At 64.1% G+C, this 14,657-nt stretch carries 16 protein-coding genes; 11 read left to right on the top strand and 5 right to left on the bottom strand.

What is annotated here, in order from left to right:
• Positions 1-3 precede the first annotated feature (3 nt).
• Genes F2P44_RS17790 through F2P44_RS36150 form a run of 4 tightly spaced genes read left to right on the top strand, consistent with a single transcriptional unit; the run spans position 4 to position 4,241 of the window.
• Positions 4-1,074: a glucokinase gene (locus F2P44_RS17790; RefSeq protein WP_167088385.1), complete on the top strand. Its 1,071-nt coding sequence runs from the start codon at positions 4-6 to the stop codon at positions 1,072-1,074.
• Entirely contained in the window at positions 1,061-2,395 is a 1,335-nt protein-coding gene (locus F2P44_RS17785; protein ID WP_167088384.1) for an MFS transporter, read from the top strand. The genes F2P44_RS17790 and F2P44_RS17785 overlap by 14 nt, the downstream gene beginning before the upstream one ends.
• Entirely contained in the window at positions 2,392-4,122 is a 1,731-nt protein-coding gene (locus tag F2P44_RS17780) for a glycoside hydrolase family 9 protein (protein WP_167088383.1), read from the top strand. The genes F2P44_RS17785 and F2P44_RS17780 overlap by 4 nt, the downstream gene beginning before the upstream one ends.
• Positions 4,119-4,241: a hypothetical protein gene (locus tag F2P44_RS36150; RefSeq protein ID WP_267877613.1), complete on the top strand. Its 123-nt coding sequence runs from the start codon at positions 4,119-4,121 to the stop codon at positions 4,239-4,241. Before F2P44_RS17780 ends, F2P44_RS36150 begins: the two co-directional genes overlap by 4 nt.
• 47 nt (positions 4,242-4,288) lie before the next feature.
• Here the strand turns inward: F2P44_RS36150 and F2P44_RS17775 are convergent, their stop codons facing one another.
• The 5 genes from F2P44_RS17775 to F2P44_RS17755 all read right to left on the bottom strand — a co-directional run bounded on the left by F2P44_RS17775 (position 4,289) and on the right by F2P44_RS17755 (position 8,454).
• Entirely contained in the window at positions 4,289-5,365 is a 1,077-nt protein-coding gene (locus tag F2P44_RS17775; protein ID WP_229423600.1) for an oxidoreductase, read from the bottom strand.
• Entirely contained in the window at positions 5,350-6,834 is a 1,485-nt protein-coding gene (locus F2P44_RS17770) for a S8 family serine peptidase (protein WP_167088382.1), read from the bottom strand. The genes F2P44_RS17775 and F2P44_RS17770 overlap by 16 nt, the downstream gene beginning before the upstream one ends.
• Positions 6,835-6,843: 9 nt before the next feature.
• Positions 6,844-7,143, bottom strand: a complete 300-nt coding sequence (locus tag F2P44_RS17765) for a hypothetical protein (RefSeq protein WP_167088381.1) — start codon at positions 7,141-7,143, stop codon at positions 6,844-6,846.
• A gap of 85 nt (positions 7,144-7,228) precedes the next feature.
• Positions 7,229-7,699 carry a tRNA (uridine(34)/cytosine(34)/5-carboxymethylaminomethyluridine(34)-2'-O)-methyltransferase TrmL gene (gene trmL, locus F2P44_RS17760; RefSeq protein WP_167088380.1) on the bottom strand — a complete coding sequence of 157 codons (471 nt, stop codon included), beginning with the start codon at positions 7,697-7,699 and terminating at the stop codon, positions 7,229-7,231.
• A 20-nt stretch (positions 7,700-7,719) separates the two neighbouring features.
• Entirely contained in the window at positions 7,720-8,454 is a 735-nt protein-coding gene (locus tag F2P44_RS17755; protein WP_167088379.1) for a ComF family protein, read from the bottom strand.
• Between the two features lie 97 nt (positions 8,455-8,551).
• On the opposite strand from F2P44_RS17755, the gene F2P44_RS17750 reads away from it, so the two are divergent.
• The 7 genes from F2P44_RS17750 to F2P44_RS17725 all read left to right on the top strand — a co-directional run bounded on the left by F2P44_RS17750 (position 8,552) and on the right by F2P44_RS17725 (position 14,617).
• Positions 8,552-9,463: a methyltransferase domain-containing protein gene (locus tag F2P44_RS17750; protein ID WP_167088378.1), complete on the top strand. Its 912-nt coding sequence runs from the start codon at positions 8,552-8,554 to the stop codon at positions 9,461-9,463.
• A gap of 427 nt (positions 9,464-9,890) precedes the next feature.
• The gene (coxB, locus tag F2P44_RS17745) at positions 9,891-11,075 is read left to right on the top strand and encodes a cytochrome c oxidase subunit II (RefSeq protein ID WP_167088377.1); all 1,185 of its coding nucleotides are present in this window, start codon (positions 9,891-9,893) and stop codon (positions 11,073-11,075) included.
• 13 nt (positions 11,076-11,088) lie between these two features.
• The gene (gene ctaD / locus F2P44_RS17740) at positions 11,089-12,684 is read left to right on the top strand and encodes a cytochrome c oxidase subunit I (RefSeq protein WP_099874403.1); all 1,596 of its coding nucleotides are present in this window, start codon (positions 11,089-11,091) and stop codon (positions 12,682-12,684) included.
• Between the two features lie 66 nt (positions 12,685-12,750).
• On the top strand, positions 12,751-12,855 hold the full coding sequence (locus F2P44_RS35120) for a cytochrome oxidase small assembly protein (RefSeq protein ID WP_223165053.1): 105 nt from the start codon (positions 12,751-12,753) through the stop codon (positions 12,853-12,855).
• Between the two features lie 48 nt (positions 12,856-12,903).
• Complete coding sequence (locus tag F2P44_RS17735) at positions 12,904-13,422, top strand: cytochrome c oxidase assembly protein (RefSeq protein WP_167088403.1); 519 nt, start codon at positions 12,904-12,906, stop codon at positions 13,420-13,422.
• A gap of 8 nt (positions 13,423-13,430) precedes the next feature.
• Complete coding sequence (locus F2P44_RS17730) at positions 13,431-13,667, top strand: DUF2970 domain-containing protein (RefSeq protein WP_167088376.1); 237 nt, start codon at positions 13,431-13,433, stop codon at positions 13,665-13,667.
• A gap of 89 nt (positions 13,668-13,756) precedes the next feature.
• On the top strand, positions 13,757-14,617 hold the full coding sequence (locus tag F2P44_RS17725) for a cytochrome c oxidase subunit 3 (protein ID WP_167088375.1): 861 nt from the start codon (positions 13,757-13,759) through the stop codon (positions 14,615-14,617).
• Positions 14,618-14,657 lie beyond the last annotated feature (40 nt).

Here is a 14,657-nt window from a genome sequence, read left to right as displayed (position 1 = left end):
AACATGGTTCATGATTCCTATGCCGTTGGTGCGCGCCTGCTGGCCGACATCGGCGGCACCAACGCGCGCTTCGCGCTCGAATACGGCGCCGGGCGGGTGGGCGACGTGCACACCCTGGCCTGCGCGGATTACGCGCACTTCGACGACGCGGTGCGCGCCTACTTAAACAGGCTGCCGGCGCGGCGCGTGCGCCACGCGGTCATCGCGATCGCCAATCCGGTCGACGGCGACGCCGTCAAGATGACCAATCACCACTGGGCGTTTTCGATCGACGCCTCGCGCAAGACGCTTGGTCTCGATACCCTGCTGGTGGTGAACGACTTCGCCGCGCTGGCCATGGCGCTGCCGGCCCTGCGGCCGGCGGACCTGGACCAGATCGGTGGCGGCAAGGCCGTTGCCACCGGCGTGATCGGGCTGGTGGGTGCCGGTACGGGCCTGGGCGTGGCCGGCCTGGTGCCGGTCGACGGGCGCTGGGTGGCGATGCAGAGCGAAGGCGGCCACGTCGCCTTTTCGCCGTTCGACGAACGCGAAGTGGCAGTCCTGCAGCATTGCTGGCAGCGTTACGAGCACGTCTCGGCCGAGCGCATCGTCTCCGGACCCGGCATCGTGCTCATTCGCGAAGCGCTGGCCGACAGGCGCGGCCTGCAGGTCGACGCCAGCCTGTCCACGGCGGATATCGTGGAACGCGGTTTGGCCGGCAGCGACCCGCTGTGCCGTGAAACGCTGGACTGCTTTTCGGGTATGCTGGGCACCGTCGCGGCCAACCTGGCGGTCACGTTGTGTGCGCGCGGCGGCCTGTATATCGGCGGCGGCGTGGTGCCGCGCCTGGGCGCGTATTTTGCCCAGTCGCCGTTCCGGGCGCGCTTCGAGAACAAGGGACGTTTTTCCGCCTTCACCGCGCAGATTCCGACCCTGTTGATCACCGCCCCCTATCCGGCCATGCTGGGCGCGGCGGCGATCCTGTCGGCGCACCTGGCCGACCTGGCGCCAAGCGGCGCCGGGCCGCGCGCCATGGCGCCGGCGCCTTTGCCGCTGCCTCCTCTTGAAATGGAAAACGACCATGCACGCTTCTAAACCGTCCGTCTCGCCCCTGCTGTGGGTGCCGACCGGTTACTTCATGATGGCGCTCGGCTACGTCATGCTGACCTCCGTCACCGCCATCATGTTCAAGAATCTCGGCATGGACAACGGCAAGGCGGCCCAGTATTCGAGCCTCCTGATCCTGGCCTACACGGTCAAGCCGCTGTTCGCTCCCTTCGTTGAAATGTACCGCACCAAGAAGTTCTTCGTGCTGTGCGCGCAAGTGCTGATTGGGCTGGGCTTCGTCGGCATCGCGCTGGTCATGGCCCTGCCGAACTACATGGCGATCCTGATGGCGCTGTTCTGGGGCTTGTCGTTCGTCGGCGCGACCCTCGACATCGCCAGCGACGGGGTCTACGTCACCTCGCTCGATTCGCGCGCGCAGTCGCTGTACTGCGGCATCCAGAGCCTGAGCTGGAATATCGGCCCGATCGTCGCTTCCGGCGGCATGGTGTTCCTGAGCGGCTGGCTGCACGTGAACGTGTTCCACCACGACGCCACCGTGTTCGGCCCGGACTGGATCGACGCCTGGCGCATTATCTTCTTCCTGGTGGCCGGACTGACGCTGCTGCTGGCCATCTGGCACGCGCGCTTCATGCCGGACGGCGCGCGCGCCGAAAACACGCCAGCGAGCGTCAAGGCGGCCGGGCATATCCTGATGGATGCCTTCGTCACCCTGTTCCAGAAGCGCGGCATCTGGCGCATGATCGCCTTTGCCTTCCTGTTCCGCCTCAGTATCGGCTTCCTGGAAAAGATCGGCCCGTTCTTCATGGTCGATCCGGTCGCCAAGGGTGGCCTGGGGCTGAACAACGAAATGCTGGGCCTTATCTACGGCACCTACGGCCTGGCGGCGGTGCTGCTCGGGTCCCTGCTCGGTGGCCTGTACGTGGCCAAGCGCGGCCTCAAGGAAACCCTGTTCGTGCTGTGCTGCGCGGTAAATATTCCGAATGTGACGTTCCTGATCATGGCCGTGTACCAGCCATCGAGCCTGTCGCTGATCACGGCCGGCGTGATGATCGAGAAGTTCTTCTTCGGCTTCGGCGCGGTCGGCTTCATGATCTACCTGATGCAGCAGCTCGCGCCGGGCAAGTACACCACCACCCACTACGCCTTCGGCACCGGCATCATGGGCTTGTGCGGCATGGTCACGGGCGCCATCAGCGGCCACTTGCAGGAGTGGATGGGCTACATCGCCTACTTCGTCTTCGTGATGGTCGCCACCATCCCCTCGTTCATCGCCACCTGGTTCGCACCGTTCCACATCATTGATGCGGCCGGCGACGATCCGAAAACCACGCAGGCGGTACCGGCATGAGGCGCGCGCCAGCCTGCCTGCTCACGGTGCTGCTGGGGGCAGGTGCCCACGCCGCTGCCGCTCCCGCGCTTGGCGAGATCCGCGTCAACCAGCTCGGTTTCCTGCCGCAGGCGCACAAGGTGGCCGTGCTGCCGGCCGGTGCCAACGGCGATGTCGAGGTGATCGACGCCGCCAGCGGCGCGCTCGCCTGGCGTGGCCGCGCGGGTCCCGCCGCCATGTGGAAGGAATCGGGCGAAACGGTCATGCTGGCCGATTTTTCGGCCTTGACGCGGACCGGCGAATATCGCATCCGCGCCGCCGGCGCCGCGCCATCCGAACGTTTTTCGGTGCGTGCCGGCGTGTACGTGGAGCTGAACCGCGCCGCGCTCAAGGCGTTCTACTTCAACCGCTCCGGCATCGCGCTCGACGCCGCCCACGCCGGCGTGCATGCGCGCGCGGCCGGGCATCCCGACACGCGCGTGCTGGTGCACGCCTCGGCCGCATCATCGGTGCGCCCCGAAGGCACCGTCATTGCCAGTCCCAAGGGCTGGTACGACGCCGGCGACTATAACAAGTACATCGTCAATTCGGGCATCTCCACCTATACCTTGCTGGCCGCGTTCGAGCATTTTCCCGGCTATTTCACGCGCCTGCGCACCGGCATTCCGGAAAGCGGGAACACGCTGCCGGACATCCTCGACGAGGCGCTGTGGAACCTGGAATGGATGCTGTCCATGCAGGACCCGTATGACGGCGGGGTGTACAACAAGCTGACCAACCAGAACTTCGACGGCATGGTCATGCCGGACAAGGCCAGCGGCGCGCCGCGCTACGTGGTGCAAAAGGGGACCGCCGCAGCGCTCGATTTCGCCGCCACCATGGCCACCGCCAGCCGCGTCATGCAGCCGTACGAGCAGCAGCGTCCCGGCCTGTCGGCGCGCATGCTGGCCGCGGCCGAAGCGGCGTGGGAATGGGCGCGCGCCAACCCCGCGGTGGCGTTTCGCAATCCGCCCGGCGTGGTCACCGGCGAATACGGCGACGCCAGCTTCGACGATGAATTCGCGTGGGCTGCGGCCGAACTGTATATCAGCAGCGGCAAGGACAGCTACTACGCGGCGATGAAGCCGGCCGCCGTGACGGCCAGCGTGCCCGAATGGGCCGACGTGCGCGGCCTGGCCTGGATCTCGCTCGCGCACCATCGCAAGCACTTGAGCGCTGCCGCCGACCAGCGCCTGATCGCCGGGCCCATCGATGGCCTGGCGGCGGCGCTGGCCGCCAAATGGCGCGCCTCGGCTTACGGCGTGCCGATGCAGGGCGGCGATTTCGTCTGGGGCAGCAATGCGGTGGCGCTGAACCAGTCGATGATGCTGCTGCAGGCGTACCGCCTGAACGGCAAGCGCGATTACCTCGACGCGGCGCAGGCCGGCCTCGATTATGTGTTGGGGCGTAACGCCACCGCGTATTCCTTCGTGACCGGCTTCGGTGCGCGCCAGGTGCTGCATCCGCATCACCGGCCCTCGGTAGCCGACCAGGTGGCCGCGCCGGTGCCGGGCTTTTTGGCTGGCGGGCCGCACGCGGGCCAGCAGGACAAGGGCGACTGCAAGGTGCCCTATCCGTCGGCGCTGCCGGCGCTGTCGTATATCGACGACGATTGCAGCTATGCAAGCAATGAAGTGGCGATCAACTGGAACGCGCCGCTGGTGTATGTGTCGGCCGCGCTCGACGTGCTGGGGGACGCCGCGCCGTGAGACGGGAAGATCCTTGCCTGCTGCTGGCAATGCTGGTGCGCCAGGAGCAGCTGCTCCAGTTCGAATTTTTCAACAGCGACGTCGCGCTCGAGATTGGCCTGCGGCTGGTACGGAAATAAGCGTCAACTGCATATCGTCGTCCCCGCCGGCGCGGGGGCGCCGGGGGCTACTCGAACGTCACGCTCCTCTGCTGCGCGTGGCTTTGCATGGCCATGCGGATGATCTTGATCACCGCCAGGCCTTCGCGCGCGGTCACCGGCAGGCTTTTGCCATGGGCGATGGCGTCGAACACACGCTGGTAGTATTCCTGGTAGCAGCCGGGCAGCGATTGCGCCTTGCCGCTCACGGTCAGCGCGCCCTTCACGAAACTGATGTGCGCGTGCAGCGACTCCGCTTCCACGCCCCAGCCGGGCGCCCCGGGACGCTCGCCGCGCATCAGCGCCGCTTCCTGCGGGTCCATCCCATGCTTGATGAAACTGCCGGTATCGCCATGCACGGTGAAGCGCGGCCCGGCCTGCAGCACCAGCGAGGACGCGTGCAGGATCACGCGGCGCGCGCCGTAGCGCATGGTCAGGTGAAAATAGTCGTCGGCGGCGTCGCTGCCAGCGTCGCGCTGCACGCCCATGTCGCAGTTGACGCAATCCGGATTGCCGAACAAGACCAGCGCCTGGTCGATCAGGTGCGCGCCCAGGTCGTACAGGATGCCGGAGCCGGGCAAATCCTGTTCGCGCCAGCGCCCGCGCACGTTGGGGCGGTAGCGGTCGAAATGCGCTTCGTACAGATGAATGGGCCCGAGCAGGCCCGCTTCGATGGTCTGGCGCAGGGTCAAAAAATCGCTGTCCCAGCGCCGGTTGTGGAACACGCTCAGGTGCAGCTGGCGCTGTTCGGCCAGCGCGATCAGTTCGGCGCCCTCGTCGAGGGTGATGGTGAACGGTTTTTCCACCACCACGTGCTTGCCGGCCAGCAGCGCCTGCCTGGCCAGCGGCGCATGGCTGGCGTTGGCGGTGGCCACCACCACCAGGTCCACTTCGCTTGAATCGACCAGGGCGCCCGGGTCGGCCACCACCTGCACATCCGGAAAGTCGCGCAATACGCGCTCGCCCTGGCTGGAGCAAACGCGGGTCAGGCGCAAGCCCGGCACCGATGCAATCAGCGGCGCCTGGAAGGTGGCGCCGGAAAAGCCGTAACCAATCAGTCCGACCCGGACTTCGCGTGCCGCCTCCATCGCTACGCCTGCTGCCATGCGGCGAAGGCGTCGACCAGGCCAGCCCCGGTGGCGCCATCGATGCCCGGTCCGGCCTTGATGCCCAAGCCTTCCGGATCGCTGGCCGGGCTGGCCGAACCTTCGCGCACATCAATCGCGGTGCGCACCAGCAAGGCCTTGATCTCGGCCGGCGTGAGCTTGGGGTTTTTCTGCAGCAGCAGGGCGCACACGGCCGCGATTTGCGGGGCCGAGGCCGAGGTGCCGCTGAAGACGGCCCAGCCGTCGCCGGCGGTGGTGCCGTCATGCTCGGCGTTGCCGGTATCGATCTCGGCACCGGGCGGGACCGGCAGCATGATGTAATCGGCATTCGGCAGCATGCCGACCAGGCCGCACACATCGGGCACGTGACGGCCTGAATAAATGCCGCTGGTAAAGGCCGACGCGTAATCGGAGGCTTTCATGGCCCCATCTTCGGCCACGAAGGTGCCGCCCACGCACAGCACTTCCGGCATCGAGGCCGGGAAGGCGTAGTGCCCGTTGCCGGCGGAAAAGACCACCACGATGCCGCTGGCAATCGCCGCCTGGATTTCCGCTTCCAGCGCTTTCAGGCCGTTCGGCAATTCTTTTAGTTCGGACACGCCATCGTTGTCGCGCAAGTCGTAGCACATGCTCACGGTGATCACGTGCGGCTTGTGCTTGAGCGCTTCCTGGAAGCCTTCGAGAATGCTGGCGCCGCCGTTCGGATCGTCATCGTCGCCCAGCTTGACGCCGATGAAAGTCACTTTCGGCGCCACCGCAAACACATTGGCCGATTCGCCCGTGCCGTGGCTGCCCGGATCGGTGCGGCGGTTGGTGGCCGAGGGCGCCAGCACCACCGAGGACGTAAAGCCGTTGCGCGTGAAGAAGGGATGCGAATGGTCGAAGCCGGTATCGATCATGGCCACGCGGATGCCTTCGCCGTGATGGCGTTCCTTGTGGATATGGGCCGCGTTGAGCTTGGCGGGCACATCCTTGAGGACGTCGAGGTGGTAATAGCCGACCGCCGGCGGGCGCGCGCTGGCGCCAGGGTCGGCCAGGTAGATATGGGGCCACTGGATATACGCGTCGTCAATCAGCGCGGACAGGGCGGGATCGGGATTCCATGGGGCGCCCTTGGCCGGGTAAAACACCTGGTCGCTCGAATAGCTCTGTTTTTTGCTCAGGTTGAACGGGGTCAGGTGCGTGCCGAACACTTCCTCGAACTGGGCCACGCTGCCGCGCACCGACACCGTCATGCGGCCGCGTCCGGAGACGGTGAAGCCGCGCTGGCGCAGCGCTTCGATGGCCGTTTCCATTTCGCCGGGGGCGGGCTCGAAGCTGAGTATGCTGCGCGAGGACAGGCGCGCCGCCAGCTTGGTCGGACCGGCGCTGGCGCGGCCCTTGAAGGTGACGGCGATGCGCAGCTGGGCGTCGGGCGGCGCTGGCTCGTCGAGGGCAGGGCTTGGCGGGCTGGGTTTGAATGGCTGCATGGATTCCCCCTAGGTAGGTTGGCCCGGCACCGCGTGGCGCGGAGCGATGGTAATCAGGCTGACGGCATGTCGCAGGTCCGCCGGAATGGCGAGTGCCGGTGTGGATGTTACATCGGAAGCGAACCCGGCTCTTACATTTGGAATTGGTCCGAATAAATTTTCCGCCTCGGCCACGGAGGTTTCCGCCGAGATGGTGGCCATGCCGCACGCGCTCACGCGCAGGCCGTGCGCCTCAAGCAGGGCGCACAGGGCGGGGTCGTCGATGGGGTCGCGGGAGGGATTGCGCAGCACGAGCTGGAGCTTGATCATGAGGGGGCGGACAGAGGGACGCTGATGTCATGATAGTAAGGCTTTGCTGAAATCCTTGCCGGACAGATGCTATCGTGCGCGCGCCTCAGGCGCCGCCGGCGTAACCGTTCTGGCGCCATGCTTCAAAGACCACCACGGCCACCGTATTCGACAGATTCAGGCTGCGGTTGTCCGGGCGCATCGGCAGGCGGATGCGTTGTGTCTCGGGAAAAGATTCGCGCAGCGCGGGCGCCAGGCCGCGCGTTTCGGCGCCGAACACGAACACGTCGCCGGGCAGGAACTTGGCATCGGCGAACGGTGCGGAGCCGTGCGTGGTCAGCGCGAACATGCGCGCCGGGTCGGGCCGGCAGGCGTCCAGATAAGCTTGCCAGTTCTTGTGGACCTGCATGGTGGCGTAATCGTGGTAGTCGAGCCCGGCGCGCTTCATCTTGGCATCGTCCAGCGGGAAGCCGAGCGGTTCGATCAGGTGCAGCTGCGCGCCGGTGTTGGCGCACAGGCGGATGATGTTGCCGGTGTTCGGCGGGATTTCGGGTTCTACCAGTACGACGTGGAACAAGTCATTCTCCTTTTGTAAAGTCAGTGCGGCGCCGTGCGCGCAAACACCAGGTTGCTCACGCGCGCGGCGCCGAAGCGCTTGAGCGTGGCCGCCAGCGCATTCAATGTATGGCCGCTGGTCATGACATCGTCGACCACGCCGATGTGGCGTCCGCGCACCTGGGCCAGCATGTCGGGCGCCACCAGGAATGCATGGCGCATATTGTTCTTGCGCTCTTGCGCCGTCACGCCCGATTGCGCCGGCGTGTCGAGCCGGCGCAGCGTCAGCCGCGCTTGCAGGGCGATGCCCAGCAGTGCCGACAGCGGCCGGGCAATTTCGAGCGCCTGGTTGTAGCCGCGCTCGCTAAGCCGCACCGGTCCCAGCGGCACCGGACACAGCAGTTCGGGCAGCGCGAAGCCGGGTGCGGCCAGCACGGCCGCATGCAGCGTGTGCGCGCACCAGGGTGCCAGCGCGAGGGCGCCGCCGAACTTGAGCCGCAGTACCAGCTGGTCGAGCGGACTGGCGTAGCCGCCGGCGGCCACGGTGGCGTCGTAGGCGGGCGCCCCGGCCAGGCAGGCGCCGCAGGCCAGGGCGGCGTCGGCGGGGCCGAGCGGATTGGCGCAGCGGCGGCAGCGCGCCGTGCCGGCATCGACCAACTGGCGCGCGCAGGGCGTGCACACGGGGGCGTCGGCCGCGCCGCCGCACAGGGCGCAGGCGCAGGGCAGCAGCGCGCGCAGCCTGCCTGCCATCGCTTCGCATCGCGGCCATGCGCTCATCGGACTGCCCCTTTTAAATGGGAATGCGGCAAACGGGAAGACGGCAAACGGGTACACTGCCCGCATTATCTCATCTCACCGCTTATTTCACTCGCCCATGGCTACCCCCGATACCCTGAGCGCGCCGATCGACCTGGCGCGCGTGCGTACTTTGTTCTCGCGTCCGCAACGCGTGGAACAGTCCGATTTCCTGCGGCGCGAGATCGCCGCCCGCATGCATGAGCGCCTGATGCTGGTCAAGGTGGCGCCCAAACGCGTGCTCGACGCCGGCTGCGGCAGCGGCGCCGACCTGGCGTTGTTGCAAAAAGATTATCCCGCCGCCCACATCGTCGGCCTCGATGCGGCCCCCGCCATGATCGAGGCGGCCAAGACGCCAGCCTCGGCCCTCAAAGCGCTGAACCAGATGCTCAGCCGCCTGTTGCCGGGCAAGGCCGGGGTCGACCTGCTGTGCGGCGATTTCGGCAGTTTGCCGTTCGGGCCGAACTCGGTCGACCTGGTGTGGTCCAACCTGGCCTTGCACTGGCATCCCCAGCCCGACCGCGTGTTCGCGGAATGGCGCCGGGTGCTGCGCCAGGATGGCTTGCTGATGTTCTCCAATTTCGGTCCGGATACCTTGCGCGAGCTGCGCACGGCCTTTGCCGAGGCCGACGCGGCGCCGCACGTGCTGCCTTTCGTCGACCTGCACGACTTCGGCGACCAGCTGGTGGGGGCCGGCTTTTCCACTCCGGTGATGGATATGGAAATGATCACGGTCACCTACGACACGGCCGCGGCCCTGCTGGCCGACGCGCGCGCGCTGGGCGGCAATCCGCTGGCCACGCGCGCGCGCGGCCTGCTCGGGCGCGCGGCCTGGGGGCGGGTGCTGGCGGCGCTGGAGCGGCAGCGCCGGCCCGACGGCAAGCTCGGCCTGAGCTTCGAAGTGATCTACGGCCACGCCTTCCGTCCGGCGCCGCGCGTGACCGCCACCGGCGAGGCGATCATCCGCTTCGAGCCGCGCAGGGGGCGCTGAGGGCGCGCGCGCTTTTCGCCACGGGCGGGCCGCGCCGGGCCGCCCGGTTGTACCCGTCATGGTACAAAACGGCCGTGAAAGCGGGGCAAACAAGGGGGAGCTGACCCGTTACGGGAGGATTTTCCCTTGATGACGTTGGGCATACTTGAGTATAATCAAGGACTAATTTTATCGACTGTGTTGATTTTTCTTGGAAACACCAAGGAATGTTCAACGGTGCGGCAGTCGAAAGCGATAGCAAGTCAGCGTTCATCAGTGTGCTTTGTTCACCTATGGCCGATGTCAGGGTTCCAGTCGGGTCCGCCGTGCCGTGAGCGCGCCGGGACGGTATGGGCCCTTTTTGTGCGATGGTTTCGGAGCGCCGGGATCCGATCAGGATGCTTCGGCGTAGAAAAAATATTTTTATTTTTGGGTGGTTGGGGAAAACATGACATATGCAAAGCGACTTCAGGCCTTGATGTTCGGTCTGGCAATTTCGGCCAGCATCCCTGCGCTGGCTGCACCGGTGGAGGGACGTCCGGTTGAATACCAGTTGAACCTGCAAATGCCAGTGACGAAGATTGCAACGGAAATCAACGACCTGCACACCTGGATGATGATCGTCTGCATGGTGATCTTCGTCGCGGTGTTCGGCGTGATGTTCTATTCGGTCTTCAAACACCGCCGTTCGCTGGGCCACAAGCCAGCCACCTTCCACGAATCGACCGCTGTCGAGATCGCATGGACTGTCGTGCCTTTCCTGATCGTCATCGTGATGGCGCTGCCTGCAACCAAGACCGTGGTGGCGATGAAAGATACGTCCAACGCCGACATCACCATCAAGGCCACCGGCATGCAGTGGAAATGGGGCTACGATTACCTGAAGGGCGAGGGCGAAGGCATTTCCTTCCTGTCGAACCTGAAAACCCCGCGTTCGCAAGTCGGCGCGCCCGGCGTGGAGCCGACCGAAGCGCGCGGCGTCAACTACCTGATGGAAGTCGACAATGAAATCTACGTGCCGGTCAACAAGAAGATCCGCATCGTCCTGACCGCCAACGACGTCATCCACGCCTGGATGATCCCGGCCTTCGGCGTCAAGCAGGATGCGATTCCCGGTTTCGTGCGCGACACCTGGTTCAAGGCCGAGCAGATCGGTACCTACCGCGGCCAGTGCGCTGAGCTGTGCGGTAAAGAACACGCCTTCATGCCGATCGTGGTCAATGTCGTCTCCGACGCCGACTACACCAAGTGGGTCGATGGCGAGAAAAAGAAAATGGCTGCCCTGGCCGACGATCCATCCAAAGTGTGGACCATCGACGAGCTGAAAATCAAAGGCGAAAAAGTCTACGCCGCCAACTGCGCGGTCTGCCACCAGGCCAACGGCAAGGGCTTGCCGAACAACTTCGCCGCCCTGGACGCGTCGCCATTGGTCATGGGCCCGAAAGCGGAGCAGATCAAGGTGCTGCTGAACGGCCAGAAGTCGGGCAAGTTCCCGACCGAAATGCCAGCCTGGAAACAATTGTCGGATTCTGATATTGCTGCGGTGATTACTTACACCCGCAACAACTGGTCGAACAAGGCAGCGGAAAATATCGTTCAACCAGCCGAAGTCCTGGCTGCACGTAACAAGTAATCGGGAGTAAGTTATGAGCACAAGCACACTAGATCACGCACACGGCCATGACCACGATCATAGCCACGATCACCCGACGGGGATGACCCGCTGGCTGTTCGCCACCAACCATAAAGATATCGGTACCCTGTACCTGTGGTTCTCGCTCATCATGCTGCTGTCCGGCGGCGTGCTGGCGCTGATGATCCGTACCGAACTGTTCAAGCCGGGCCTGCAATTCTTCCAGCCCGAGTTCTTCAACCAGCTGACCACGATGCACGGCCTGGTGATGGTGTTCGGCGCGATCATGCCGGCCTTCGTCGGTTTCGCCAACTGGATGATCCCGCTGCAAGTGGGCGCCTCCGACATGGCCTTCGCACGGATGAACAACTTCTCGTTCTGGCTGCTGCCGCCTGCGGCCATCCTGCTGGCGACCTCGTTCCTGGTGCCTGGCGGCGCGACCGCTGCCGGCTGGACCCTGTACGCTCCGCTGTCGACCCAGATGGGACCCGGCATGGACATGGCGATTTTCGCGATGCACCTGATGGGCGCTTCGTCGATCATGGGTTCGATCAACATCATCGTCACCATCCTGAACATGCGCGCTCCCGGCATGACCCTGATGAAAATGCCGATGTTTTGCTGGACCTGGCTGATTACCGCCTACCTGCTGATCGCCGTGATGCCTGTGTTGGCTGGCGCGATCACCATGACCCTGACCGACCGTCACTTCGGCACCTCGTTCTTTAACGCCGCCGGCGGCGGCGACCCGGTCATGTACCAGCACATCTTCTGGTTCTTCGGACACCCCGAGGTGTACATCATGATTTTGCCGGCCTTCGGTATCGTCTCGCAGATCCTGCCGGCGTTTGCCCGCAAGCCACTGTTCGGCTACGCGTCGATGGTCTACGCCACGGCCTCGATCGCGATCCTGTCGTTCATCGTCTGGGCGCACCACATGTTCACCACCGGCATGCCAGTGACCAGCCAGCTGTTCTTCATGTACGCCACCATGCTGATCGCGGTACCGACCGGCGTGAAAGTGTTCAACTGGATCGCCACGATGTGGAAGGGTTCGATGACCTTCGAAACCCCGATGCTGTTCTCGGTCGGCTTCATCTTCGTGTTCACCATGGGTGGTTTCACCGGCCTGATCCTGGCCGTGACCCCGATCGACATCCAGCTGCAGGATACCTACTACGTCGTGGCCCACTTCCACTATGTGCTGGTGGCAGGTTCCCTGTTCGCCCTGTTCGCCGGTTTCTACTACTGGTCGCCGAAGTGGACTGGCCACATGTACAGCGAATTCCGCGGCAAGATGCACTTCTGGCTGTCGCTGATCACGTTTAACATCACCTTCTTCCCGATGCACTTCCTGGGTCTGGCGGGGATGCCACGTCGCTACGCGGATTACCCGGCGCAGTTCACCGACTTCAACACGATCGCCACCATCGGCGCGTTTGGTTTCGGCCTGTCGCAGGTGTACTTCCTGTTCTGCGTGATCCTGCCGACCATCCGTGGCGGCGCCAAGGCGGCCGACAAGCCATGGGATGGCGCTGAAGGCCTGGAGTGGACCGTGCCGAGCCCGGCTCCGTTCCACACCTTTGAAACACCGCCGACGGTTAAGTAATCCGGTCATACAGCGGCGCGGGCAGCCTTGGCTTGCCCGCGCTACTGAACTTGTAAGTGAAATGCCATGTCTGATCCAAAAAAGCCGAACAATGCAAGAACGGGCCTGATCCTGGGCGCGCTGGCCTTATTTTTCTTCGCGATGGTGTTCATCAAACGCATTTGGCTGTGAGTCGACGTGGCTACTGAAGAATCCGGAAAGCTCAAGCTCAATCGCACGATGCTGGGCAAGCTGCTGGTCGTTACCGTGATCATGTTCGGTTTTGGCTATGCCTTGATTCCCGTGTACAAGCACCTGTGCGAAATGCTGGGGATCAACGTACTGACCCAGGCCGATGGCACGGTGACGTACGACAAGAATACCCAGGTCGACAAGTCGCGCACGATCACGATCGAGTTCGACGGCAATGCGCAGGGTCCGTGGCGCTTCCGCCCGACCACGCGTTCGATCGACGTCCATCCGGGCGAACTGACCACCGTGGTGTACGAGGTGGTCAATACGCAGAACCGGACCGTGCAGGCGCAAGCGATTCCCAGCTTCGCGCCGCAGCTGGTGATGTCGCATTTTAAGAAGGTCGAGTGCTTCTGCTTCAAGCAGCAGACCTTGAAGGCACATGAAGCGCGCCAGATGCCGGTGGTGTTCTACATCGATCCAGCCCTGCCGCGCGACGTGAAGACGATGACGCTGTCGTACACGTTTTTCGAGATTGCCGGTACCCAGGCAGTGGCAGCGAAGTAGGGGCCGCGATGAGGGATTTGAATAAAGGCGACGAACGCAATATAAAGAACGAGCGCAAGATCGCGTTCGGCGCCACGATGAAAGCGGTGTTCTGGTCGTTCCTGGGCATCCGCAAACGCAGCGATTACGAAAAAGATTCGGCCAGCCTGAATCCGGTGCACGTGGTGATTGCCGGATTGATTGGGGTGATGTTGTTCATTGGCGTACTGATCGCCCTGGTGAAATTTGCCGTGTCGGGTCATTGACGACAGGGCGGCCAGGGTGCCGGATGCCCGCTCAGGTTTTACAAATTAGCAATAAATTCACCGCATACAGTTTGATTTAGGAGATGAAGATGAGTTCACCACACGCCGCCGTACCGCATTATTTTGTGCCCGGCCCGTCCAAATGGCCGATGGCCGCCGGCTTGTCGCTGCTCGTTACGATGCTGGGCGCTTCGGCCTGGGTCAATGACCTGTCCTGGGGCCCGGCAGTCAATATCGCCGGTATCCTGTCGACCTTGCTGGTCCTGTACTTCTGGTTCGGCGACGCCATCGGCGAATCCGAGGCGGGCCAGTACGGCAAGAACATCGACCTGTCGTTCCGCTGGTCGATGAGCTGGTTCATCTTTTCCGAAGTGATGTTCTTCGGCGCCTTCTTCGGCGCCCTGTTCTATGCGCGCACCATTTCCACGCCATGGCTGGGCGACCTCGATCACAAGATCATCTGGCCTGATTTCGCGGCCCAGTGGGGCGGCGCCAGCCCGGCCGGCACCGTCGACAGCTTCACCACCATGGGTCCGTTCCCGATCCCGACCATCAATACCGCGCTGCTGCTGCTGTCGGGCGTGACGCTGACCATTTCGCACCACGCCCTGCGCGCCGGCCACCGTGCCAAGACCGCGTTCTGGCTGGCCGCCACGATCTTGCTGGGCGCGACCTTCATGGGCTTCCAGGCGTATGAGTACATGCACGCTTACAGCGAACTGAACCTGAAACTGACCTCGGGCATCTACGGTTCGATCTTTTACCTGCTGACGGGCTTTCACGGCTTCCACGTGACGCTCGGCGCAATCATGCTGTCGGTGATCCTGTACCGCGTCATGAAGGGCCACTTCACCGCCGAGAACCACTTCGGCTTCGAAGGCGCGGCCTGGTACTGGCACTTTGTCGACGTGGTCTGGCTCGGCCTGTACATCGTCGTCTACTGGCTGTAAATGGCGGCATGCAGCGGGGGGTACGCCCTCCGCCAGGTGT

The organism is Massilia frigida (assembly GCF_011682175.1).
Taxonomy (GTDB): domain Bacteria; phylum Pseudomonadota; class Gammaproteobacteria; order Burkholderiales; family Burkholderiaceae_D; genus Telluria_A; species Telluria_A frigida.
Note: the sequence above shows the minus strand (reverse complement) of the source record. Positions and strands in the feature narration are given on the sequence as shown.

Coding starts and splice junctions, on each gene's coding strand:
- coxB (WP_167088377.1), top strand. CDS start 9,891: ATGACATATGCAAAGCGACTTCAGGCCTTGATGTTCGGTCTGGCAATT.
- F2P44_RS17770 (WP_167088382.1), bottom strand. CDS start 6,834: ATGCAGCCATTCAAACCCAGCCCGCCAAGCCCTGCCCTCGACGAGCCA.
- F2P44_RS17775 (WP_229423600.1), bottom strand. CDS start 5,365: ATGGCAGCAGGCGTAGCGATGGAGGCGGCACGCGAAGTCCGGGTCGGA.
- ctaD (WP_099874403.1), top strand. CDS start 11,089: ATGAGCACAAGCACACTAGATCACGCACACGGCCATGACCACGATCAT.
- F2P44_RS17785 (WP_167088384.1), top strand. CDS start 1,061: ATGCACGCTTCTAAACCGTCCGTCTCGCCCCTGCTGTGGGTGCCGACC.
- F2P44_RS17790 (WP_167088385.1), top strand. CDS start 4: ATGGTTCATGATTCCTATGCCGTTGGTGCGCGCCTGCTGGCCGACATC.
- F2P44_RS17755 (WP_167088379.1), bottom strand. CDS start 8,454: ATGAGCGCATGGCCGCGATGCGAAGCGATGGCAGGCAGGCTGCGCGCG.
- F2P44_RS17735 (WP_167088403.1), top strand. CDS start 12,904: ATGCTGGGCAAGCTGCTGGTCGTTACCGTGATCATGTTCGGTTTTGGC.
- F2P44_RS17750 (WP_167088378.1), top strand. CDS start 8,552: ATGGCTACCCCCGATACCCTGAGCGCGCCGATCGACCTGGCGCGCGTG.
- F2P44_RS35120 (WP_223165053.1), top strand. CDS start 12,751: ATGTCTGATCCAAAAAAGCCGAACAATGCAAGAACGGGCCTGATCCTG.
- F2P44_RS17765 (WP_167088381.1), bottom strand. CDS start 7,143: ATGATCAAGCTCCAGCTCGTGCTGCGCAATCCCTCCCGCGACCCCATC.
- F2P44_RS17730 (WP_167088376.1), top strand. CDS start 13,431: ATGAGGGATTTGAATAAAGGCGACGAACGCAATATAAAGAACGAGCGC.
- F2P44_RS17780 (WP_167088383.1), top strand. CDS start 2,392: ATGAGGCGCGCGCCAGCCTGCCTGCTCACGGTGCTGCTGGGGGCAGGT.
- F2P44_RS17725 (WP_167088375.1), top strand. CDS start 13,757: ATGAGTTCACCACACGCCGCCGTACCGCATTATTTTGTGCCCGGCCCG.